Origin of the sequence: Vibrio sp. 10N.222.55.C6 (assembly GCF_041473395.1) — a bacterium.
In the GTDB taxonomy this organism is placed as follows: Bacteria; Pseudomonadota; Gammaproteobacteria; order Enterobacterales; family Vibrionaceae; genus Vibrio; species Vibrio crassostreae_C.
Map to the genome: position 1 here is coordinate 69,950 of NZ_JBFRSD010000003.1, position 24,051 is coordinate 94,000.

19 protein-coding genes and 1 other RNA gene are annotated in these 24,051 nt (G+C 43.9%); 11 read left to right on the forward strand and 9 right to left on the reverse strand.

Features of this window, described 5'->3' with window-relative positions:
• Positions 1-230: 230 nt before the first annotated feature.
• Positions 231-824: an acetate uptake transporter gene (locus AB4486_RS04040; protein WP_010440610.1), complete on the forward strand. Its 594-nt coding sequence runs from the start codon at positions 231-233 to the stop codon at positions 822-824.
• A gap of 145 nt (positions 825-969) precedes the next feature.
• Here the strand turns inward: AB4486_RS04040 and AB4486_RS04045 are convergent, their stop codons facing one another.
• From AB4486_RS04045 to AB4486_RS04060, 4 genes are all read right to left on the reverse strand, one after another.
• Positions 970-2,517, reverse strand: coding sequence for a sodium:alanine symporter family protein (locus AB4486_RS04045; protein ID WP_102428291.1), 1,548 nt, complete (start codon positions 2,515-2,517; stop codon positions 970-972).
• A 470-nt stretch (positions 2,518-2,987) separates the two neighbouring features.
• Positions 2,988-4,358: an MBL fold metallo-hydrolase gene (locus AB4486_RS04050; protein ID WP_017069530.1), complete on the reverse strand. Its 1,371-nt coding sequence runs from the start codon at positions 4,356-4,358 to the stop codon at positions 2,988-2,990.
• A 147-nt stretch (positions 4,359-4,505) separates the two neighbouring features.
• Positions 4,506-5,273 (reverse strand): 1-acylglycerol-3-phosphate O-acyltransferase, encoded by a 768-nt coding sequence (locus tag AB4486_RS04055; protein ID WP_372116541.1) that lies wholly within the window; start codon positions 5,271-5,273, stop codon positions 4,506-4,508.
• Between the two features lie 197 nt (positions 5,274-5,470).
• Positions 5,471-6,409: a hypothetical protein gene (locus tag AB4486_RS04060; RefSeq protein WP_102333730.1), complete on the reverse strand. Its 939-nt coding sequence runs from the start codon at positions 6,407-6,409 to the stop codon at positions 5,471-5,473.
• A 270-nt stretch (positions 6,410-6,679) separates the two neighbouring features.
• On the opposite strand from AB4486_RS04060, the gene AB4486_RS04065 reads away from it, so the two are divergent.
• The 4 genes from AB4486_RS04065 (at position 6,680) to AB4486_RS04080 (ending at position 12,256) form a co-directional block, all read left to right on the forward strand.
• A complete protein-coding gene (locus AB4486_RS04065) occupies positions 6,680-8,392 on the forward strand; it encodes a bifunctional 2-polyprenyl-6-hydroxyphenol methylase/3-demethylubiquinol 3-O-methyltransferase UbiG (RefSeq protein ID WP_102333731.1) in 1,713 nt (570 codons plus the stop codon).
• A 58-nt stretch (positions 8,393-8,450) separates the two neighbouring features.
• Positions 8,451-9,179: a DUF429 domain-containing protein gene (locus AB4486_RS04070; RefSeq protein WP_102333732.1), complete on the forward strand. Its 729-nt coding sequence runs from the start codon at positions 8,451-8,453 to the stop codon at positions 9,177-9,179.
• A gap of 81 nt (positions 9,180-9,260) precedes the next feature.
• On the forward strand, positions 9,261-10,070 hold the full coding sequence (locus AB4486_RS04075; RefSeq protein WP_136979526.1) for a M15 family metallopeptidase: 810 nt from the start codon (positions 9,261-9,263) through the stop codon (positions 10,068-10,070).
• Between the two features lie 305 nt (positions 10,071-10,375).
• The gene (locus AB4486_RS04080; RefSeq protein ID WP_372116544.1) at positions 10,376-12,256 is read left to right on the forward strand and encodes an ATP-dependent zinc protease; all 1,881 of its coding nucleotides are present in this window, start codon (positions 10,376-10,378) and stop codon (positions 12,254-12,256) included.
• A 209-nt stretch (positions 12,257-12,465) separates the two neighbouring features.
• Here the strand turns inward: AB4486_RS04080 and ssrA are convergent.
• Positions 12,466-12,832: a transfer-messenger RNA gene (gene ssrA / locus AB4486_RS04085) on the reverse strand.
• Positions 12,833-12,898: 66 nt separating this feature from the next.
• On the reverse strand, positions 12,899-13,384 hold the full coding sequence (smpB, locus tag AB4486_RS04090) for an SsrA-binding protein SmpB (protein ID WP_004735156.1): 486 nt from the start codon (positions 13,382-13,384) through the stop codon (positions 12,899-12,901).
• A 119-nt stretch (positions 13,385-13,503) separates the two neighbouring features.
• On the opposite strand from smpB, the gene AB4486_RS04095 reads away from it, so the two are divergent.
• Positions 13,504-13,932, forward strand: coding sequence for an SRPBCC family protein (locus tag AB4486_RS04095; RefSeq protein WP_010438915.1), 429 nt, complete (start codon positions 13,504-13,506; stop codon positions 13,930-13,932).
• Between the two features lie 3 nt (positions 13,933-13,935).
• Positions 13,936-14,247: an RnfH family protein gene (locus AB4486_RS04100; protein ID WP_004735158.1), complete on the forward strand. Its 312-nt coding sequence runs from the start codon at positions 13,936-13,938 to the stop codon at positions 14,245-14,247.
• A gap of 200 nt (positions 14,248-14,447) precedes the next feature.
• Here AB4486_RS04100 and bamE read toward each other — a convergent pair whose 3' ends face one another.
• From bamE to nadK, 3 genes are all read right to left on the reverse strand, one after another.
• Positions 14,448-14,807, reverse strand: a complete 360-nt coding sequence (bamE, locus tag AB4486_RS04105) for an outer membrane protein assembly factor BamE (RefSeq protein WP_010438918.1) — start codon at positions 14,805-14,807, stop codon at positions 14,448-14,450.
• A 167-nt stretch (positions 14,808-14,974) separates the two neighbouring features.
• Complete coding sequence (gene recN, locus AB4486_RS04110; RefSeq protein WP_017110247.1) at positions 14,975-16,639, reverse strand: DNA repair protein RecN; 1,665 nt, start codon at positions 16,637-16,639, stop codon at positions 14,975-14,977.
• Between the two features lie 294 nt (positions 16,640-16,933).
• A complete protein-coding gene (nadK, locus tag AB4486_RS04115) occupies positions 16,934-17,818 on the reverse strand; it encodes an NAD(+) kinase (RefSeq protein WP_004735161.1) in 885 nt (294 codons plus the stop codon).
• Between the two features lie 143 nt (positions 17,819-17,961).
• Between nadK and grpE the strand changes: the two genes are divergently transcribed.
• The 4 genes from grpE to dnaK all read left to right on the forward strand — a co-directional run bounded on the left by grpE (position 17,962) and on the right by dnaK (position 23,805).
• Positions 17,962-18,543: a nucleotide exchange factor GrpE gene (gene grpE, locus AB4486_RS04120; protein ID WP_102393637.1), complete on the forward strand. Its 582-nt coding sequence runs from the start codon at positions 17,962-17,964 to the stop codon at positions 18,541-18,543.
• 388 nt (positions 18,544-18,931) lie between these two features.
• The gene (locus AB4486_RS04125; protein ID WP_019823920.1) at positions 18,932-20,206 is read left to right on the forward strand and encodes a dicarboxylate/amino acid:cation symporter; all 1,275 of its coding nucleotides are present in this window, start codon (positions 18,932-18,934) and stop codon (positions 20,204-20,206) included.
• A gap of 258 nt (positions 20,207-20,464) precedes the next feature.
• The gene (locus tag AB4486_RS04130; protein WP_017059866.1) at positions 20,465-21,502 is read left to right on the forward strand and encodes a polysaccharide lyase family 7 protein; all 1,038 of its coding nucleotides are present in this window, start codon (positions 20,465-20,467) and stop codon (positions 21,500-21,502) included.
• 389 nt (positions 21,503-21,891) lie between these two features.
• Positions 21,892-23,805, forward strand: coding sequence for a molecular chaperone DnaK (gene dnaK / locus AB4486_RS04135; protein ID WP_017059868.1), 1,914 nt, complete (start codon positions 21,892-21,894; stop codon positions 23,803-23,805).
• Positions 23,806-24,051: the final 246 nt, after the last annotated feature.

Below are 24,051 nucleotides of genomic sequence, written 5' to 3' on the forward strand. Positions count from 1 at the left end.
ACCTCACTCGTCATTCCTTACAGTGAGGAACGAACGTGATAGGGAATCTGTTTATTGATAGTTTCGGTGAATTGAATAGGTTCATTATGAAACCTATTTTCCATAAGATCATTTGTACAATCTTAGTTTTCGATAACTGGATTACCTAGTTGTACGGTTTATAGATTAAAATTTTCTGATAGTTTTTATCGCTTTTTTTTAATCAACCACTTTAATAAGGTAAATTCGTAATGTCGACCAAACTAGCTAACCCAGCGCCACTAGGCTTAATGGGTTTCGGTATGACCACCATTCTTCTTAATATCCACAACGCAGGTTTCTTCCCAATCGATTCTATGATTCTTGCAATGGGTATTTTTTACGGTGGTTTGAGCCAAGTTATCGTGGGCACTATGTGTTTCAAACGTGGTGACACGTTCGGTACAACTGCGTTTACTTCTTACGGCCTATTCTGGTTGTCTTTGGTTGGTTTGATTGTAATGCCTTACATGGGCCTTCCAGCAAGCCCTGCTGCATTCATGGGTTGGTACCTATTACTATGGGGTATCTTCACAGGCTTCATGTTCATCGGTTCTCTATGTTACCCAGTTGCGAAGCAAGTAGTATTCGGTTCACTAACTATTTTGTTCTTCTTGCTAGCCGCTCGTGATTTCACTGGCAGCGAACTAATCGGCACTATCGCTGGTTTTGAAGGTATCTTCTGTGGCGCTTCAGCTATCTACTTTGCAATGGCACAAGTAATCAACAACGAATACGGCCGCACAGTACTGCCTATCGGTGAGAAGAAAGCGCCTCAAATGGCAACACAAGAAATCGCTGCTTAATACTCTAACTCGGGAACAGTTAGTTTGTTATAAGCCATTTATTGGTTATGAATAAAACAAAAGGGGTTAGCCGAAATAGCTAACCCCTTTTTTATGCGTTATTAATAGCACTATTTGTTAAAGCGATCTATTTGCTAAGGAAAGCTTAAGCTGAAGGTTGCTCTACAGGTTTAGTGTCTGCAGCTTCTGCTTCTGGAGACTTGCCTGTTTTACGCTTGTACTTCTCTTCCCAGTAAGTTGCACCTTTAATGCCTAGTTTTACAGGGTTGAATGTGTACTCAGTTACGCCTTGTTTCTGCTGTTCTTCGTAGTCAGCTAGAGCTTTAAGCGCAGGCTTAGACATGAAGAAGATGATCAGAATACCAACGATGTTTAACCATGCCATCAAGCCAACACCAACATCACCCATTGCCCATGCAAGGTTCGCTGTTTTAACTGTGCCATAGAAAACGGCAGTGATAAGAACAAGCTTAAGTACGAACATCATGCCAGGGATCTTGATGGTACGACGTAGGTAAGCAATATTCGTTTCTGCGATGTAGTAGTAAGCAAGAATCGTTGTAAATGCGAAGAAGAACAGAGCAAATGCGATGAATGGCTTACCAATGCCTGGTAGTGCACTTTCAATAGCAAGCTGTGTAAATACAGGACCATTCGCACCGATGTTTGCTGCTAGGTTCTGAACAAGGAACACACCCTCAGCGCCGCCGTGAACGTTGTAAGCACCAGTGATGATGATCATGAACGCTGTAGCAGAACATACTAGAAGAGTATCGATGTAGATAGAGAAAGCTTGTACCAAACCTTGCTGAGCTGGGTGATCAACACTTGCAGCCGCAGCCGCGTGAGGACCTGTACCTTGACCCGCTTCGTTTGAGTAAACACCACGCTTAACACCCCAACCAATTGCAGCACCGAAGCCTGCCATAGGTGTGAATGCATCGCCAATGATCATTGCGAAAACCGTTGGCACTTGGCCGATGTTTAGCAGAATGATAACGAACGCGATGATGATGTAAGCCAGTGCCATGAATGGAACAACGATTTGTGTGAAGTTCGCAATACGTTTAACACCACCAAAGATGATGAACGCTAGGATAATAGCAACTACAGTACCAGTGAAAATTTTAGCGAAACTGAATGTACCGATAGCTGTTTCAATCATGTCACCTGAGCCAAATGCAGCTTCTACAGCATTACCAATACTGTTTGACTGAACACCTGGAAGCAAAATACCACATGCAAAAATAGTCGCGATAGCAAAGATCCAAGCGTACCATTTTTGACCCATCGCTTTTTCGATGTAGTAAGCCGGACCACCACGGAACTGGCCTTCATCTTCTTCTTTGTAGATTTGCGCTAGCGTTGATTCTGCGTAAGCTGTTGCAGCGCCAAAGAAAGCCACTACCCACATCCAGAATACTGCACCTGGGCCGCCGAAACCGATAGCGGCAGCAACACCAGCAATGTTACCTGTACCGACACGGCCAGATAGAGAAACGGCCAGAGCTTGGAAAGACGAGATGCCTTTTGATGAGCTTTTACCCGATAGTAGCAAGCGCCACATTTCAAAGAAGTGACGGATTTGAACAAATCGAGTCATGATGGAGTAGAACAAACCTGCACCTAAACATAGGTAGATAAGTACTGGACTCCAGATTATTCCATTCAAAAAATCAACGAATGACTGCATGAGTATTTTCCCTGTTAGTTTTGCTTATGATTGTTTTTCGAACAACACAATACTTCACTTGTAACCCGAGTGTTAAATTATTTAACTGCCTATTAGGATTACTGTGACATAAAGCATGTTACAGGGGGTATTTGTTAACGCTTAGTGCTAATTTGATAATCGTCCCATTAAAATTGATATGCAATTAGTTGTTTTTAGTGTCGGTTTGTAAAGTGAATAAATAGTGATTAATACAAATTTTCGAAACTCACAATATGTGTCAGAAGGGAAAATAGAAGAAAAATGAGAGGAAACGTTGTTCAGTACTAATGACTGTTAACACATTACGACGGTAAAGACGCAAGAATATATCACCGATATAGTGAAATTAGGCAGGTTTAAGGGGAGGTATTATTTAAAATATCAGTAGTAATTTTTAGAACTTTCCGTAAGGATTACCGCAATCAGAAATCGTGAATCAATCGCCTGTTTTAAACGACTTTAAATCCTTTCCCAACCAAAGCTTGAGCGAACTCAGACTGAGTGTTTGGATCTCCGTGAATCAAATGTACCTCTTTGGGTGGCACGGTTATTTCTTCTATAAATCGATTGAGATCATCTTTATCAGCATGAGCAGAGTAGCCAGACATACTATGGATCTGAGCCTTCACCTCAACGTGTTGGTTATCGATGGAAACCTGTTTTTCTCCTTGTTGTAGCTCTCGCCCGAGCGTTCCGTGAGCTTGATAGCCTGCTAAAATTACATCGGTTCGTTTATCGGGAAGCAAGGCGGATAAGTAGTTCATTATCCTGCCACCCTGACACATCCCAGAAGCTGCGACCACAATCGCAGGTTCACCTGTCGACTTGAGGCGATTCACGATTTTCTTGTGCATTCTATGTCCATCAACGGTAATGCACTGCTCAAAAGCGAGTGGGTGGCGTTTCAGTTCAAGACGCTGCTTTGCTTCTTGTCCCCACAACTCTTTAAAACGTCGGTATGAACGCGTCACTTTTTGAGCCATCGGAGAATCGAGAATAATAGGAATATCGCTACTGAGTTGATGCTCAAAGATCAGGTGTTCGATATCAAAAAGCAATTCCTGCGTTCTGCCGATACTAAATGCCGGAATTAGAATAACGCCACCGTCGAGCAGTGAACGATCAATGATCGCTTTGAGACGCTCAGCTCGCGTAGCAATATCATCATGTGTACTGGTGCCATAAGTGGATTCGATAAACAGATAGTCGGCTTGTCGTGGTGGCTTAGGATCGGGCAGTAGTGGTGTGTTACTTGGGCCTAAATCGCCAGAGAAGACTACCACCTCTTGGTTGGGTAACTTAATCTCGATATAGGCAGAACCTAAGATGTGCCCCGCAGGTTGAAAGCGAGCATACAGAGTATTTGGCCTATCATGATCCTTTCCGTTGTTTTGCTGTTTAGACGTGATTGGAAACCATTCCCCGTAAGGCTTGGGAGCAATTAACGAATGAATCTTTTTGAGTATCAGCTTCGACTGTTTATTGCTGAGTCCTTGCAGCTTTAAGCCATCCTCAATCATTAAAGGGGCAAGTTCAGCGGTGGCTTGCGTGCAATAAATCGGTTGGTTAAACCCACTGGCGAGTAACCAAGGTAATCGGCCAATATGATCAATGTGAGTATGGGTCAGCAGCAGAGCGTTGAGGTGGGATGTTTCAAATTCAATATCAAGAGGGCGAGTGTCCGCACCTTGAAGCTTTTTACCTTGAAGATCTAAACCTTGAAAAAGGCCACAATCGATGAGCACCGCTTGGCCTGAATCTCTTAGCTCGTGACAAGATCCTGTGACAGTATGTTTGCCACCATGGTGAATCACTTCCATCGTTTGCTCCCATTGCTCTATAAAGCCGTTAACGCCTGTTTTTATTTTGCGGATAAGCGCCAGCAAGTAAAACAAGAACAATGAGAGTTGCGATCGTTGAGTGTCTTTTTAAGTAACTGAGCGATGACTCAGTGGTTTCGTTGCGAGTTAGTTCGTAGAAGAACGGTCTGAATCCAACTCTGGTTTTTGCTGCGCCTCTAAACGAGCCACTTCGGCATCAAGCTCTGCTATTTTCTCTGCCATGAGTGCGTGACAGCGATTGGCCAACTCTCTCGCATCGCTAAGCTTGTATCCGGATACATCGATAGGTTCCAACATCTCGGTGATCAAAATGCCATTATTGGCACGATTAAAGTCGATCTTATTGTGCGTGGTGCTAGTACACATCGGGGTGATAGGCACACCAGCTTCAATTGCCATTCGGAAAGCGCCTGTTTTGAATGGCAGTAGTCCACGCCCTTTACTACGGGTTCCTTCCGGGTAAACCCAAACAGACAGATCTCTCTGATGAATCGCTTCCGCCACTTGTTTGATGGTATCGCGTGCTTTGGACTTATCTTCGCGGTTAATCATGATGTTACCGGTGATCCAATACAGCAGGCCAAAGAAAGGCACGTACAACAAATCGCGCTTGCCCAATGAAACGGTGCGCGGTCTTAGCATTCCTGGATCGGTCACAAAGTCCAATATGCTTTGGTGGTTAGAGATGTAGACGCTGTTTTCTGGTGTTGGGGCATTGTCTAGGCCGCGCTGCACCAGTTTTACACCGATGATCTTTTGGAGTTGGTTGAACCAACGACAGAAAACGTACACATGCTTGGGGTTCTTGGGGCTAAACAAGCAGTAAACAAAAGCACATAGAGTGGTGAAAATAATAAACACCGTAGCCAAAATAATACGAAGAACAGCAAGCACAATTCACTCCTTACTCACCGCAAGATGGCAGTGATTAAATAGTTTTAGATGCTTGAAGTCTTCACTCTATTTAACCGAATTGCAACAATTAACTGTGATAGGGGGCTATTTTTAGATCTTTATATAAAACAAGGACTAACAATGGATGTTTGACACAGTTATCGAGTTTACACGTGTTCACCAGTAATGGCTCATGATCACCAATACTGTTTATTTGGATCCGATTTTTCTACCCATTCCGGATCTTGACGCGATTCTAAGTAGAGTTGTAGGCCGTTATAAGACATGAAAGCGGCAGGGCCGCCGAGGTGCTCGAAATAGTCAAAATACTCATCTTCGAGAGCACAAAGGTGGGCTAAATCTTTAACCTTGTTAGCCAGGGCCCACTGAATAGCAAACACAGGCGCTATTGAGCCTGAAATATTCACCTCTTCGACGTTTGGGTTAAACATTGAATTAGCTTGCTCAAGCAGTATCTCTTCTTGTTCAGACTCCTGTTGCAGCACCTCTTCGACGATCTCCGAGCGCTTGGTATTAGAGACATTCTTGTTCAGCTTGGCGATTCGCAGTGCGTAGCTAAACCTTTCTGATGAAACGATGTCGACAAGCTGCGACAACAGCTCTTTGTCTACGCCTGCTGCCTTGGTGAAATAGTCGATACATGAATTGATTGAGGCATAACGAGTACCGTCAAACTCAAAGCCACTGGTTTCGTCGTATACCTCAAGTGGGATGTCATCAACCGACAAAGGCCAGCCTTTATAATCGACGCGTTGCTTGGCGATTTGATACATCTTCCAAGCGCTGCGCCCAAACCCACCGAGCGTCGAACCCGAGAAATCAGAATCAATAAGCTCTTGCTCCGTCCAGTTCTCACCGATGCCAAGGTGCTTAGCGTACTTGTCTATCAGAGTGTGTTTTATCTGATCGCGCACAGACCAAATTGAGGTCAGATTCTTTGAATAGTTAATTCTCGCACACTCATTACAAGCCGGCAGTGCTATCGGTGAATGGCCAATCTTGGCAACTGCCTGCGCTGTCTTAGGAAATTCAACAAGGTTACTGGAAGGCTCACCACAAAACCAACAGGTGTGGCGCAGGTTGAACGGGGTGTCTATGTGTGAGTATGTGTTCATTAGTCTTTATCGGCTAGGTGCTTGAGGCGAGTTAATCATCTTCAAACAATTATCTCTGTTCGCACGTCAGCTTGCACCTTGTTTGTTTTTGTTTTTCTGACGAGATCAATTCGAGGTGTGACTCGCCTGATGAACTCATTAGGTGGATATTGATATAAAACAGTCACTAACGATAAATGCTGATTGGTGTGGCTGAACTTACATGAGCTGCTAGCAATCGCCTAAGCTCCCCATTACTATTGAGATAGACTCCTTACTCCAATAGCGCATATGTCCTCATCGATTCCTTTTTACGATAAAAATGCTCACACACTTTGCCAGCAGTACAACTCAGTGACCTTCGAGACGGTGCATAAAAGCTGGCAAGCTTATTGGCCTTTAGTGGGCGATAAAGTACTCGATGTCGGTGCTGGATGCGGTCGTGATGCGCTATGGATGCACAAGGCCGGATCTGATGTTATTGCGATAGAACCAAGTGCTTCATTACGCGAACAAGGCTCGAAATATACAGGTCCAAGTGTTACCTGGATTGATGATTCACTTCCCTCGCTTAGCCGCACTGAAAACCTCGGAATGCGTTTTGACTTGATATTGGTCAGTGCGGTTTGGATGCATCTCGCTCCGTCTCATCGAGAGCGCGCATTTAGAAAGTTGTCTAACTTGCTAGCTCCAAATGGCAAGTTGGTGATCACTCTGCGTCATGGGGAGTTTCAAGACAGTCGACAAGGCTATGAAGTCTCGGTTGAAGAGCTCGAGCGTTTATCAAAAAACAGCGCCTTGTTGGTTCGTCATGTTGATGATAGCCAAGATACATTGAACCGCAGTGAGGTGTGGTGGCAAACCGTGGTGATGACACTACCAGACGATGGCTCCGGTGACTTGAACAAGGTGCGCCACATTATTGTGAATGACAACAAGTCGGCCACATACAAGTTGGCTTTGTTGAGAACTCTACTGAGAATTGCTGATGCGCATTCAGGCGCTGTGATTGATCGAACTGATGGGAAAATTTCTCTACCAGTGGGCTTGGTTGCTCTGTATTGGGTTAGGCAGTTTAAGCGACTGATTGATATCGACATAGAAGGCGCTGGGATTCAGCAAAATAGCAACACAACGAAGGGACTTGGGTTTGTAAAAGAGGATGGTTGGAATAAACTCAAACACTTAAGAGCTGATGATCTAGCGATAGGCGCTATGTTTCTCGGCGATGAAGCCAAGGCTCTACAAAAGCTATTTTCACAAACGATCAGTACCATTAAATCAGGACCTGTGACTTTCATTTATCAAGGCTCGAAAGACAACCGACTATTCGATATATACCCACCTCACAAACGACGGAAGAGCCGAGAATCACTGGTCATTGATAGTGAGTTCTTAGAAAGTTTTGGTTATTTTACTCTCGATGAAAGCCTGTGGGAGTGCTTTAGAATCTACCACTCGTGGATTGAACCGCTGGTGGTGAATCAATGGGTCATGGAGATGCAGCGTTTCGAGTTGAACCGACAGCGAAGCATTTCACTACAGACTTATCACGACTGCTTGGTATGGATCGATCAAAACCATGATACTCGCGATGTGCGTAAACGTGTCGAGCAACTTAGATCTGATCGTGCCGACATTGTCAGCGTGTGGAGTGGAAAATCATTAAAAAATGAGTATCACGTTGATCACTGTTTGCCTTTCGCTTACTGGCCAAACAACGATAAGTGGAACCTCTTTCCTACTACAAGCAAAGAGAACTTAAGTAAAAGTGATAAAGTTCCTACGGCTGAAAAGCTGCGCTCGTCTAAGTCGAGGATTCTAGAGTGGTGGCAACTCGCTTGGAACGATTCGGCTCATTTTGAACAACAATTCTTTTCAGAAGCCGCGCTTTCGTTACCTAACATCCCTGCGCAGTGTCGAGACTTTGAAGAGGTGTTCGATGCAATGGGCTTGCAGGTACGTGGTGTAAAAAGCAGACTGCTGATTAGTGAGTGGCACTGATCATTAAGTGGGCTAGTTATCCCAAATAACCCTCAACAAACTAATCATCGAGAACATAATGAAATACATCGGAATTGATGGCTGCAAGTCGGGTTGGATCGCTTGGATTGTCTCTGACAATGAGATACCTGCGTTTAAAGTGGTAAACACCCTCGATGAGCTAGCGAGTGATCTTATCGGTTCAACGGCGCTTATCGATATGCCTATTGGTTTTAGTGATGCACAAACTCCAGATCGCTTGTGTGACAAAGCAGCAAGGCGTTTTCTAACCAGCAAACGTGGTTCTTCGGTGTTTCCGGTTCCGTGTCGTGAGGCGGTTTACCAAACCGATTACATTGCGGCGTGCAGTGCCAATGTGGAGCAGCTTGATAAGAAGTTTTCTAAACAGACTTGGGGAATTGTGCCCAAGATTCGCGAGCTTGATGAGCTCATTGAAACTCATCCCAATCTTTCTATCAGGGAATCACATCCTGAAGTGGTGTTTGCAGCATTGAAAGACGAACCGCTGACGTTTTCAAAACGAACGCAAGAAGGCAAAGAGGAACGGCTTTCTATTATTCAGCAGCTATCCCCTCAATGGTGTGACCGCTTGTCGTTGGCCATTTCAAATACCAAACGTAAAGACGCCGCGATAGACGATATTTACGATGCGTTCGTACTTATGTTGGTTGCCTATTACGCTCCGCAATTATCGACCTTACCTGAGCCTTCTGATGTTGGTGGAGAAGCGGATGTCGACCAGAATGGACGAATTCGAGAGATTGTCTATTGGGATAAAACGCGCTAACAAAGCGGGCGCTCAACTTGGCTTAATATGTTATTTTCCAACTCTGCTACTTTTCACTCTTACTATTTTTGAGTCTTTGATATGAAACGTTTTATTGTCGGCTTGCTGGCCACTGTGCTCAGTGCAGTGAGTTATGCCCAAGTCGCTCCTATATCTCAATGGCAATGCGACATGATGAAAAAGAACAATGTCTTGAGTAGTGGTGCGCCCGTTGGTTGTGAGCGACTATCCAAAGTGGATTTCGATTTCATTAGTTTCAAAGGGGAAACGCAACAGGGCAATATGATCGTGCTTGATGTTATTGCGCCTGCTGTTGAACAAATCTTTTCAGAGCTCAAACAGCGCAATTTTCCTCTTCATTCCGCTCGCCTAATGCGTGAATTCAGAGGTGATGATAGCGCCTCAATGGATGCGAACAACAGCAGCGCCTTTAACGCTCGTCCTATTACAGGCGGAGGAGGTTGGTCGAAACATGCCTATGGTGTGGCAATCGACATCAACCCAGTTCAAAACCCTTTCTTAGAGTTTGATAGCAACGGAAGAATCACGGTAAAGCCTTCACAATCTGCGACTCGTTATGTGAACCGTACTCGTTTTCGTGCTCGTGATGAAATTGAACGCCGCGGCATGGCTGAAGATGTGGTGGAGCTGTTTGCCCATCACGGATTTATGATCTGGGGAGGGGATTGGAATAGCCCAATCGATACTCAGCATTTTGAGGTTGGATCAAGAAAGTTCGTTAACCAACTGCTCTCTAAACCACAACCTGAAGCCGAGGTGTTATTTGAGCGCTACGTCAAATCTTATCGACAGTGCTATCTCAAAAATAAAGGTGAGGACGCAGAAAAAGCTCGAGCTATCTGTGCAAAGAAAACAGTCGGGACTTTTTAGTGCTATGTTTATCTAGAACCGTTTGTGTTTTAGCAAGTTAAACTCGCTTCAGGTGTGTTTTGAATAGCTAAGGTCAGCGCTCGTCGTTGGCCTTTTTTGTATTCATTTCTTCAATAGAACACCACGTATTGAAAAGGTTATTGGGTATCCATTAGTCAATAATCGATAAGCGAATGCAGCGCAAAGTCATCGGTTTGTCATTGAAAAACTCATAGCGTTAACGTTTTGTGAGAACCATTGCTGGTGGGGGAACTCTTTGCCGAATCGCCAGTATTATTAGTGAACTGATCACAACGGACCAACTAATGAAAAAGATACCTTTGGCTCTAACTCTTTTAAGCACTCTACTTTTTTCACAATATACTTTGGCTACTGATACTTCACCTACCACTCAAAACCCGACTTACGAACTCGATGGTAAGGCGGTATTAGGCCGTACTGAGAACGTGTACCTCTCTAGTGTTCAAGGGCTTAAAGACGTTCCTTTCATTGGTAAAATTGATACCGGTGCAGAAACCACTTCTATGCATGCGGAAGACATTCATGTGAAGAGCACGAATGCCGACTACAAAAACCTCAAAGACAAAGAGTTGATGGCAGCAATAACCGAAGACCTGTTGAATAATTCCGATGTTGATTACGATGATTGGGATGGCAGTACCTTTGCGAAATATGAGGCTGTGGTCTCTTTTAAGGTTCAAAACCCGCGTACGGGAGACATGGTATTAATCGAAGCGCCTTTAGAGCGTGTCAGCATGATACGCAGCCGCACCAGCAGCACGCCTTTACTTCGTCCTACCGTAAAAATGTCGCTCACCATTGCAGACCAAGAGCTAAAAACAGACGTTAACCTGACCGACAGAAGTTATTTCTCTGCGCCAGTATTGATCGGCAAAACCTTCCTTGCAGATAACGCATTGGTGTTTGCAGGTTATGACTACTTGCAAGAGCAAGAGAATGCAACAGTGGTTGGCCGTAAAGAGGTGGTTTCTATCTCGGGAATGGCGATGAATGCGACCTTCTCTTTAAAGAACCGCTACAGCATTTTGCATGCAAAAGACATCGACATAGACAAAAAGAACAAAGAAGTGACGTTTGATATGTTCGACAACGACGGCAAGCAAAAAGAGATGACATTGCCGTTGGTTCGTATGTTAAGCGTGAGCGGTAAGAAGAGACCTTTGGTGTATGTGCCTGTTCAACTCGATGAAAACACGACTAAAGACGTTCTGGTGTACCTACGTGAGCGCTCGAGTAGTGAGTCGCAGTTGAGATTTGGAACCAACACCGCCAGCGAACTCTTCATGATTGACACCAGTGCTGAGAATATTTTATTAGAAGGTTCAGAGAACTTTAGTGATGTGGCTGAGTCTGGTGAGCCTATGATTATCTCTCCGGAAGAGGACATCACCCTAGATGATTTCCCGCTTAAGGCTGTGGCTTCTTTCACTGTCAATACGCCTTTGCTGAAGGTCGACAGTTTTGAAATGACAGGTAAAGGCAAAGATGCTTCCGTTGAATTTTATCTTACGGATGTAAATGGTGAGAAGCAGAAGGTGACCAAGCCAATTATTAAGAAGCTTAAAGTCGGGGATGATACTCGTCCGGTTGTAAGTGGTGAGTTTGCGGTGTCTGGAAAAGTGCGTACGCAAGAGTTCGCCATCGACGTGCTCAATACAAATGAGAAAGAAGCGTACTTTATTTTAGGCAAGAAGATGGCAAAAGAGGGCGTTTACGTTAATACGCGTTCTGATTACCTTCTGAAAGCCGAACCACTGTTTAAAGTTGGGCATATTGAAGTAGTAGAAGTGAACGGCATGAAGTTCCCGGCCAAGCTCGACACTGGTGCGGATGTAAGCTCAATGAACGCAGTCAACATCAAACGATTTAAGAAAGATGGCCAAGACATGGTGAGCTTTACCTATCAAAACAACCAAGGCGATAAGCAAGATTTCACCAAGCCAGTGATTGATGTAATGCGTATCAAAGCCAAGAAAGGCGAGAAGGTGAACATTCGCCCTGTGGTAGAAATGAAGGTTAAGCTCGGAGACCTAGAGAAAGAAGTAAGGGTAAACCTTCAAGACCGCTCTCGCTTCGAATACAGCATGATCCTAGGTAAGAACTTCTTGAAGCACGGCGCAGTAGTGAGCAGCGATGAAGATTACTTGTTAGGTGATATGGAGTAACCCCTAAACTTATCTAAGTTCGTAGCAGAACAGATCTAAACAGCCACATATTTCAGCAATGGGATGTGTGGTTTTTTATTGAGTGTCTGGTTTTACTATTGATGTGCTAATGGTAACTCATTGTTAATAATGTGATTTTTCATATTATGGCAAGTAAAATAAAGATAAAAAAAGGGCCAACTCTTTCGAGTTGGCCCTTTCCAAACGTTTGGTGGAGCTGGCGGGAGTTGAACCCGCGTCCAAAAATCATTCATCATTGGTACTACATGCTTAGTCGATCTTTAATTTCACCAGCAACCTGCGAACCGACACGCTAGTTAAAGGCTAACCTGAATTATAATTCGCGCTTTTCCTCTCAGGTGGGAGAATCCGCGCTAGCTAGTTTGGGTTTGATCTCTTATTGGTCCCCGTCTTACGAGCGGAAGCTAGGGTAAGAGAGCTCTGAGCAGGTTATTAAGCTGCTAGTGCGTAGTTTTCGTCGTTTGCGACTATTTTTTTGCGGCTTTTAACGTGGCCAACCGCCCCACGGCATGCACCTCAGACTTCAAAATTCCTGTCGAATCCTAAATCAGCCCCAAGTGTTATTTGCATAGTACCAGAAAAGCTTACCCTGTCTAGCACTGTGCGTTTAAGTGCTTAAAATTAACGCAAATTACTCTTCATAATTCGTGCTTTATCTCTCGCCCAATCTTTTTCTTTCATATCAGTACGTTTATCGTGCAGCTTTTTACCTTTCGCTACGCCAACTTTAATCTTCGCCCAAGAGCGAGACCAGTAAAGTGCGGTTGCGACAAGCGTCATGCCTTCACGGTTAATACGACCGATAAGGTTGTCGAGTTCTTTTCTCGACATTAATAGTTTACGGATACGTGTTGGGTTCGCCACGATATGAGTACTCGCTTGAGTTAGCGGAGTAATCGTCATACCACTGATGAATGCTTCGCCATCTCGGATGTATACGTAGCTTTCTGCGATATTGGTTTTGCCTTCACGTAGGGATTTTACTTCCCAGCCTTGTAGCTCAAGCCCCGCTTCTATCTCATCATCGATGAAATATTCGTGGCGAGCTTTCTTATTAAGCGCAATGGTATTACTACCGGCTTTTGATTTTGATTTATTCTTTGCCATAATGGCCTCATTATACGGAATGCGCCCTAGATGGGGAATCCTTTTTATTTGCGCTCTGGCCCAATACAATTAAAATTGCAGTTTGTGTTAATGTAACGCTGTCTTTAACAGGAGTCTATATGCCAAAGGTTACTCGTTCAGCATTAGTGTCTTTTAGTGCCGACCAGATGTTCAGCTTGGTCAATGATGTTGCTCGTTATCCTGAGTTTTTGCCAGGATGTTCTGGTTCTCGTGTGATCGAATCTTCAGATTCCGCGATGGTGGCTTCGGTTGATGTCTCTAAAGCTGGTATCAGTAAAACATTCACTACGTCGAATCGAATGGCGGATGGTGCTGAAATTTTAATGGAGCTGGTAGATGGCCCGTTTAAGAAGCTGGAGGGGGGCTGGTATTTCACTCCTCTAGACGACCAAGCATGTAAGGTTGAACTTAAACTAGAGTTTGAATTTTCTAGTCGAATGATTGAAATGGCATTTGGCAAGATTTTCAATGAACTGACAAGCAATATGGTCAGTGCTTTTACTCAACGAGCGAAACAGGTTTACTAAGCCATGACTATTGAATCAGATATGATCCACGTAGAGGTTGTGTTTGCGCTTCCGCACGAACAGCGTGTGTTTACCTTGGTGGTGAACAAAAACGCGACTGTGGAAGAGATTATTGCGCAGTCTGGTGTTTTGGAACTGTATCCAGAAATCGACTTAGCGAAAAATAAGGTTGGCGTGTTCAGCCGTAACGTTAAGCTAGATGCGACGGTTCGTGATAAAGACCGTATCGAAATCTACCGTGCACTGTTAGCCGATCCAAAAGAGATTCGCCGTAAGCGTGCCGAGCAAGCGAAAGCAGCAGCGGCTAAATCGTAATGCTAAACCAGTTTGACTAAGAAGAGAGCTCGCTATATTGGCGAGCTTTTTTGTACCTGTTGGTTAGACAACGCAGCTAATTTGTTAGCAGATATTAAAAAGCCTGCTCATGTGAGCAGGCTTTTGCGATTCTTGCTTTGTCGACGGATAGTTTTGTCGACTGATAGCTTTATCGGCCGAGAGCTTTGTTGACTGGAAAGCTAGCGAAGGCTTTCGAAGAATTCATCACTGGCTTCAAAATCACCATTGATCGTCACTAAGGTGCCCGTTGCATCAAAGTTAACAACAAGATTTTTTTGAATCGAGTCTTCATGGCCTTTTGTGTGGTGGTAAATGTAGTACCACGTATCTGGGTAGCCATTTTCGATAAGCATAGGTGAGCCCATAACGTAACGAACTTGTGTTTTTGTCATGCCAAACTTGAGCTGATCGACAGCTTCTTGTTCAACATAGTTACCCTGATTGATGTCAATTCGATAAACCAACTTCTCTAGTAGAGAGCAACCGGTCAACATTGTTAGTGCAAGTGGAACTGCAACTAACCACTTTTTAATTCGCATAGTTTGAGATCTTTCTTCGCTAAAATACTGCCTGATAATAAACAAGCTCCAGCAAGAAGTAAAAAGCTCCTTGCGCTTTGAGCTTGTTATGACTGGCAATTTTGAATTAAGTTGCAAAATTGCCAAGATTTTTCGGTAAATTATCAGAAAGTTGCTGAATATGTAACCTAAGCTGCGATTAATAACTCTTTTGCGTTGGCAAGCGTCGATTCGGTAATCTGGCTACCACCAAGCAGTCGAGCAAGCTCTGAAACGCGTTGTTGTTCATCAAGCGTGTGCATTTGGGTCTCTGTTTTTCCCGATTTCGTGTTCTTCGCAACAAATAGCTGTTGGTGACCGCAACCGGCAACTTGAGGTAAGTGAGTCACACACATCACCTGCGTAGATTCGCCCAGCTTACGTAGCATTTTTCCGACAACCGCAGCCGTTGGTCCACTGATACCCACATCGACTTCATCGAAAATAAGGCTTGGTGTATCCACTTTTTGAGCTGTTATCACCTGAATCGCTAGTGAGATTCGTGATAACTCACCACCAGAAGCTACTTTGGCAATTGGCTGCATTGGTTGGCCAGGGTTGGTCGAAACAATGAAGGTCACGTTATCCATACCCAATGGGGAAGGGTGCGTGTTGGTGTTGTTCACTTCAATGGCAAATTGCGCTTTTTCCATGCTCAGTTCGTGCATGCTTTGCGTGATTAGTTTGTTGAGCTCTTTTGCATAACGAGTTCGAGATTTATGAAGCTTCTCTGATTTAGCAACGAACGATTGGTATTGGTTTTCTACTTCGTTTGCTAATTCTTCCAACTTTTCATCAGAGCAATCAAGCGCTTCAACTTGTTGTAATAAGTCTTGATGGTGCTTATAAAGCTCTTCTGGTAACACGTGGTGCTTACGAGACATAGACATCACTTTAGAGAAACGCTCTTCAACGTAAGCCATACGACCCGGATCGACATCAATGCTGTCTAGGTAGGTTCTTAATTCGTTATTGGTCTCTTCAATCTGGATAATGGCTTCAGACAGTAAGCTCGGCAATTCAGCCAATCTTTCATCAAGCTCAGCTAACTGAATCAGGGAGTGATTGGCCGATTGCAGAATACCAAGCGCATTAACTTCTTCGCCTTCATAAATAAGCTCGATAGCTTGCTGACAGGTTGTGGCCAATTCTCCGCTATTGGAGAGGCGCTTATGCTCTTGTTCGAGGTCTTCATATTCTTCCTCCCCAATAGACAGCTCATTTAACTCTTTGATTTGGTATTCAAGAAGTTGTTTTTGAGCTTGGTTTTGCTGGCTATTTTCACGTAACTCTTTTAAGTGGTTATCGGCTTGTCGCCAGGCTTGGTAAGCGTTACGTGTCGATTTCAACAGGTTCAAGTGGCCTGCGTATTGATCAAGCATGGCCATTTGGTAATCGCTTTTCATCAACTGATGGTGCGCATGTTGACCATGAATGTTGATCAACAGCTGCCCAAGCGATTTCAATTGTGAAAGAGGGACAGGACTGCCGTTAATGAATGCGCGAGAGCGACCTTCTTTTGAGATGGTTCTGCGCAAGATGCATTCACTGCCATCAAGCAATTCGTTGTCTTCTAACCAGCGGGTAGCATGCAGATTGTTCTCAAGTAAAAAAGCGGCACTGACTTCGGTTTTCTCTTCACCTTGTCGAACCATTCCTGCATCTGATCTTCCTCCAAGACATAAGCCTAAAGCATCGATAGCGATAGATTTACCCGCACCTGTTTCACCGGTGATTGTTGTCATGCCTTTAGAGAGTTCTAGCTGTAAAGACTTAACAATAGCGAAATTATTAACACTTAGATGAGCCAGCATTTTTATTTACCTGTATAACTGAACAATACTGTATATAAGATCAGTATATACTGTTTCTTTATACAGTAAAGTCGACAGGTGAAAATTTTTTGTGACCGATCTCAGAATTGAGGTTGTCTGTAGATTACTGAAAGCAATATAGATTCCCAATTCAGTCGTTCCTCCCTCTTGGGAATGACGGTGTGAATCATTGAGACGAAGAGAGAGTTGGCGGGCTTTTTACTGGTAATAAAAAAGGCTGACGAATGTCGTCAGCCTTTCAAATTTTCGGTTACCACTGGAGCGTTTATTCTTTTAGAACAGCTTACTCGACCAGCCTAGTTTGTTACGTAGAACATGGTAGTAGTTGTAGTCTTTAGGGTGGATCAGCTTGAGTACATTCGGGCTTTGGTAAATATGGATCTCATCGCCAGGAGAAACCGGTAGCGAGATTTGGCCATCGCAGCTAACTTCCTGTGTACCGCGGTTATCAGGCGATACGATAAGCTTGATACGACGCTTTCCATCCACCACAAGTGGGCGGCTTGAAAGGGTGTGCGGGAACATTGGCACTAGTGAGATCGCATTTAGGCTTGATGACAGGATAGGGCCGCCGCCAGAAAGCGAATAAGCGGTAGAACCTGTCGGTGTTGAGACGATCAAGCCATCAGAGCGCTGTGAGAAGGCGAAGCTGTCATCGATATACACTTCGAACTCGATCATGTGCGCGACTTGGCCGGGGTGCAGTACAGCCTCATTAAGGGCTGCATTGTGGCTTTTTATCTGGCCGTGACGATGAATTTCAGTTTCAAGTAAGAAGCGTTCTTCTTCCATGAACTCTCCCTTAAGCACATCAGTCAGCGCGCTCTGGAAGTTTTCAGGGTTGAGATCGGTTAGGAAACCAAGATTACCTCGGTTAACACCTATCACTGAAATGTCGAAACGTGACAAAATTCTAGCCGCACCGAGCATATTTCCATCACCACCCACAACAATTGCGAGATCGGCACGTTTACCCAATTCAATCAGGCTAGAAAAATGTTCTTGTGGGATATCGTCCAAAATGCTGGAGAGCCTATCATCAACAAACACTTGATAACCCTCAGTACTTAACCACTGATAGAGCTCTCTATGAGTCTGAATTGCTTGCTGATCTCGAGGTTTACCAATAATTGCGATGACTTCAAATGGCTTTTTCATAACGTTTCCAAACGAATTAGGCTTGAATCAAAATTCTTCATCCCCATAATAAAGGCAAGTTGAACGTCTATGCGAGTGTTTTATATCAATTTGAGGCGCAAACACGCCTGTCACTGGCATTGAAAACGAATTCTGGAGATATCATGAGCAACGAAGAAAACAAAGTAACCGAAGAAGAACTAGATCAGATCATTGCTGAAGCTGAGAAAGTTGAAGAAGCTGAACTGAATGAAGACGCTGCTGATGAGCAGGAAGCAAAAATCGCTCAACTGGAAGCTGCACTGCTTTCTAGTGAATCTAAAGTGAAAGAGCAGCAAGATTCTGTTCTTCGCGCGAAAGCTGAAGTTGAAAACATGCGTCGCCGTAGCGAACAAGAAATTGATAAAGCGCGTAAATTCGCTTTGAACAAGTTTGCTGAAGGTCTGCTTCCTGTAATCGACAACCTAGAGCGTGCAATGCAAGCAGCAGACGCTGAAAACGAAGTGGTTAAGCCACTGTATGAAGGTGTTGAGCTAACGCACAAAACGTTCGTAGACACAGTTGCTAAGTTTGGTCTTAAAGAGATCAACCCTGAAGGTGAAGCGTTCAACCCTGAATTCCACCAAGCGATGTCTATTCAAGAAAGCCCAGATCACGAATCAAACACGGTTATGTTTGTGATGCAAAAAGGCTACGAACTAAACGGTCGTGTGGTTCGCCCAGCGATGGTTATGGTTGCTAAGTAATGACGTATTACGTTACCAAGTGGTTGACTGGCGCATTGACTGAATTAGTAGCAGCGACAAAATAAATCACTGGTTTACGTAAAATAAAAAGAGAGGCATAGGCCTCTCTTTTTTTGTGCCTATAACTTGAGAGTCCACGTAAATAAGCATCAAAACCGCATTAAGAATGTCGTTCTTTTTATTTCATTCAGATCAGCGATTTAGAGTTTTGTGTTATGAAACTTGTTGTGATTGAGTAAATGTTTTGATGTCACATTTGTGATGTTTTTGTAAATAAATACTTTTAATTGTTATCTTTATATGTAAAATCCACTGCCATATAGCGATTTTGGTCGCATATATAACTATAAAAGTACAAATTTTAAACACAACAAACTGGAGAAGAACGATGGATAAATCGCTCTCAAGTAAAATTTTTGTAGGCTTGTTCGCCGGTCTACTTATTGGTACTGCTATTCAGTACCTATTCAGCGGTATTGCTATTTTTGATACGTATCTACTTGGCGCTGCCGAAGGTGCTGGTGGTATGTTTGTATCACTTATCAAATTGCTTGTAGTTCCTCTTGTATACGTATCTATTGTTTGCGGTATTGTTGAGCTAAAAGATATTCGTTCATTTGGCCGTCTTGGTGGTAAAACCTTTGGTCTTTACATTATTAACACCATCATCGCGATTTCAGCAGCGCTAACGATTGGTCTTATTTTCCAACCAGGTGCAGGTGCGAACCTTGCGGGTACGGTTTCTGAGACAATTGCGCTTACAACAACTGAAACACCAGATATCTTCTCTCTTGTTGTTAACATCGTTCCTAGCAACCCTGTAGAAGCGTTCGCAAGCGGCGACATGCTACAAATTATCTTCATGGCAATTTTGACAGGTCTTGCTATTCAAGCGCTTGATTCTCGTGGTGGCCCAGCTATCAAGACATTCAAGATGGCTAACGAAATCATGATGAAGCTTATCGGCCTAGTAATGAGCTTGGCGCCATACGGTGTATTTGCTCTGATGATTCAACTGGGCGCAACACTGGATGCAGACACGCTAATGTCAGTTGCTGGCTATGTGGCGCTTGTGGTTGCAATGCTTGTGTTCTGGATTTTCTTCTTCTACCCAATGATGGTTGGTTCGTTCACTGGTATTTCTCCAAAGCAGTTCCTACGTGCAACTCGTGAGCAAGTTCTATTCTCACTATCTACAGCAAGTTCGAATGCAACAATCCCAGTAACAATGCGTACTCTTACTGACAAACTAAACGTATCTAAGTCAGTAGCAGGTTTCGGTGTACCACTAGGTGCAACCATGAACATGTCTGGTGTATCTATCTACATCGCACTAGCAACTATGTTCGTAGCAAACGCATTTGGTCAGCCAATCAACACTGCTGATATCTTCACTCTTGGTCTAACTATCCTGCTACTGTCTATCGGTGCTGGTGGTGTTCCTGGTGGCGGTGTTGTGATGGTCGGTGTTCTATTGCACCAACTAGGTTTACCACCAGAAGGTCTAGCGATTGTTGCTGCTGTTGACCGTATCTGTGACATGTTCTGTACTTCTTCAAACGTAGTGGGTGACACAGCGGTGAACACTATCGTTGCTAAATCTGAAAACGAAATTGGCGTTGAAGCTAACGAAGAAGCTGAGCTGCAAAAAGCAGAAGCTTAATTCTTAATTAAGACTCAATAACTGCGAAGCCCCGCTCAACCAGAGCGGGGCTTTTTTATTTCTGCTGTTGGGTACTTTGGGCTGTCTGCTGCTGAGTTAAAAGAGGGGGCTATGTTGGTGCGAAGTCTCATTTTTTCTTTTTACTCGCGCTGAATGGGTCATCAGTTTTCAATCTTTAATATAGATCACATATAATAATACAATATTATTATATTGTTCTGACAACCTACATTATGACGACATAAAGGAAACCCAATAATGAAGCTGTCTTACCTTAGCCTACTGACTGCCAGCCTTTTAGCCGCTCCCGCTCTTGCTTCTAATCACGATATTGGTCAACAGTTCAATCTTGACCCTGCAAAAGCACCAGCACAAAACTTCGATTTATCTAAATGGAAAATTAACTTACCGGAGCTGACGACTGAAGGGTCTAGAAAAGGTAAAACGCTGGAGATTGGTAAAAAGGAACTGTCGAATGTAGACACGCCTTACGTTCACCCTAAATGGTTCTACACGGATGCCGAATCTGGTGCGATGGTGTTTGTGGCTCCGAATACAGCTCCAACGACGCCAAACAGTAAAAACACGCGTAGTGAGCTAAGAGCGATGCTAGCGGATAGCTACTCTGCGCCGAGCAACAACTTCGCGATTTCAAGCCATAAGAACGCGGAAGAGTTTGGCTCTATCGGTGGCCAGATGACGGCAACACTTTCTGTTGATCAGGTGAGCACCAGCGGTAATTATAAGAAAACCGGTGCATTCTCTGTGGTTATTGGTCAAATCCATGGGTCGGATAATGAACCTCTGAAAATTGTTTACCGCAAGTTGCCAGAACATGAGCATGGTTCGTTAACGTGGAACTATGAGTTAAACCCGCCGACAGAGATGAAAAACGCGAAGGATGAAAACGGAAAGAAACTTCGTAAAGACATTCGCCATGATGTATTTGGTCAATACAATCTGAAAAAAGGCAGCTCGGACCCTGCTGATGGCATCAAGCTAGGTGAAGTGTTCTCATACGATGTGAATATCAAAGATAACATCATGCACTTAACCTTTACTAAGAATCCAAACTCAGCCGATCCTATTGTGAAGACGTATGATGTTGATTTGGCTAAGGGTAAGTATCAGGGGCATGATATCGACCTTGGTTATGGACAGGACTGGATGTACTTCAAGGCGGGCGCATACAATCAATGCAACACTAAGAAGTCGAGCTCAGCCTGTGAATGGCGTGGTATGGAAGCGGGTGATTACACTCAAGCGAGCTTCTACCAGTTAGTGCTCAACCAATAATATGGCTGAATCAGTCACCATTTGAACAATATTTAACTGATTAATATCTATTTGAAAAAGACCTTCCACATGAAGGTCTTTTTTTATGGCATCTGGAATAGGGTTGAGGTTTCAATGTGGCGACAAATGCGAGAGTTTCTCAACATTGGAGCCTTAATTGGCAAGGGATCGGTCACTTTTTACCTTTATGTAAAAAGATACGGGAAAAAATAGATTTTTTTTACTTATTCCCTTGAAAACCAGTTTGCAGCCCTTATCTATGGTGCATACGAAAGCAAATTACATTTGCACTTAAATTTTGTGTATTAGGGTTGAATCCCTGATTACCGCCCCCCACATATGTGGGTATAGCAAAAAACTAATATAGATTATATTTCGGAGATAGCCTGATGGGTCGAATCATTGGTATTGATTTAGGTACTACTAACTCTTGTGTTGCTGTTTTAGACGGCGACAAACCACGCGTACTAGAAAATGCTGAAGGCGAACGCACAACAGCATCGGTAATCGCATACACTGACGGCGAGACGCTAGTTGGTCAACCTGCGAAACGTCAAGCAGTTACTAACCCTCAAAACACGCTATACGCAATTAAGCGTCTAATCGGTCGTCGTTTTGAAGATGAAGAAGTTCAACGCGATATCGAAATCATGCCTTTCAACATTGTTAAGGCTGACAACGGTGATGCATGGGTTGAAGCGCAAGGCCAAAAAATGGCTGCTCCTCAAGTATCTGCTGAAGTTCTTAAGAAAATGAAGAAAACAGCTGAAGACTTCCTAGGCGAAGAAGTAACTGGCGCAGTAGTAACTGTTCCTGCTTACTTCAACGATGCTCAACGTCAAGCAACGAAAGATGCTGGCCGTATCGCTGGTCTAGATGTTAAACGTATCATCAACGAACCAACTGCTGCTGCTCTAGCTTACGGCCTAGACAAGCAAGGTGGTGATCGCACTATCGCTGTATACGACCTTGGTGGTGGTACATTCGATATCTCTATCATCGAAATCGATGAAGTAGAAGGCGAGAAGACTTTCGAAGTTCTTTCAACTAACGGTGACACTCACCTTGGTGGTGAAGATTTCGATAACCGCATGATCAACTACCTAGTAGATGAGTTCAAGAAAGAGCAAGGTATCGACCTTAAAGCTGATCCACTAGCAATGCAGCGTGTTAAAGAAGCAGCAGAAAAAGCGAAAATCGAGCTTTCTTCTACTACTCAAACTGACGTAAACCTACCTTACGTTACTGCTGATGCGACTGGTCCTAAGCACATGAACATCAAAGTGACTCGTGCGAAGCTTGAGTCTCTAGTTGAAGACCTAGTTCAACGTTCTCTTGAGCCACTAAAAGTTGCTCTAGCGGATGCTGACCTATCTGTAGGCGAAATCACTGACGTTATCCTAGTTGGTGGTCAAACTCGTATGCCTATGGTTCAAGCTAAAGTAACTGAATTCTTCGGTAAAGAGCCACGTAAAGACGTGAACCCTGACGAAGCTGTTGCAATGGGTGCTGCTGTTCAAGGTGGTGTACTAGCGGGTGACGTTAAAGACGTTCTACTACTAGACGTTACTCCTCTATCTTTCGGTATCGAAACGATGGGTGGCGTGATGACTAAGCTTATCGAGAAAAACACAACTATCCCTACTAAAGCGGATCAAGTGTTCTCTACAGCTGAAGACAACCAAAACGCAGTAACTATCCACGTTCTTCAAGGTGAGCGTAAGCAAGCGACTTACAACAAGTCTCTTGGTCAGTTCAACCTAGAAGGTATCCAACCAGCACCACGTGGCATGCCACAAATCGAAGTAACATTCGACCTAGATGCTGATGGTATCCTGAACGTATCTGCTAAAGATAAAGCAACAGGTAAAGAGCAGAAGATCACTATCCAAGCATCAGGCGGCCTGTCTGAGGAAGAGATCGAAGCAATGGTACAAGAAGCAGAAGCTAACAAAGAAGCGGACAAAAAGTTCGAAGAGCTAGTAACTGCACGTAACCAAGCTGACCAAATGATTCACGGCACTAAGAAGCAAGTAGAAGAAGCTGGTGAAGCTCTACCTGCAGACGAGAAAGCTAAAATCGAAGCGGCTATCACTGCACTAGAAGAAGTTAAGTCTGGTAACGATAAAGAAGCTATCGACGCTAAAGTTCAAGAACTGATGCAAGCAGCTCAAAAGCTAATGGAAATTGCTCAACAGAAAGCTCAAGCTGAACAAGCTGGTGCTGACGCTGGTGAACAACCTAAGCAAGACGACGATGTTGTAGACGCTGAGTTTGAAGAAGTTAAAGAAGACAAAAAATAATTTCGTCGCAGAGTAGCCTGATTTCGTTATCGGAAGTGTCCACCTACTAACGTAGGCTCCGCGCTTCCACTTAGGACTCAAGCTATCTGCTTAGAAATTTGTCTCAAAGACTTATTATTGCGGGCGTCAGAGGTAACTCTCACGCCCGTAAATTTGTATTTAGACTTGTCGATCTAGATAATAGCTTTATTCGGCATTTCAGCCGGCAGAACTTTTATCTAGATTGATACACAGACTACTGAAGTG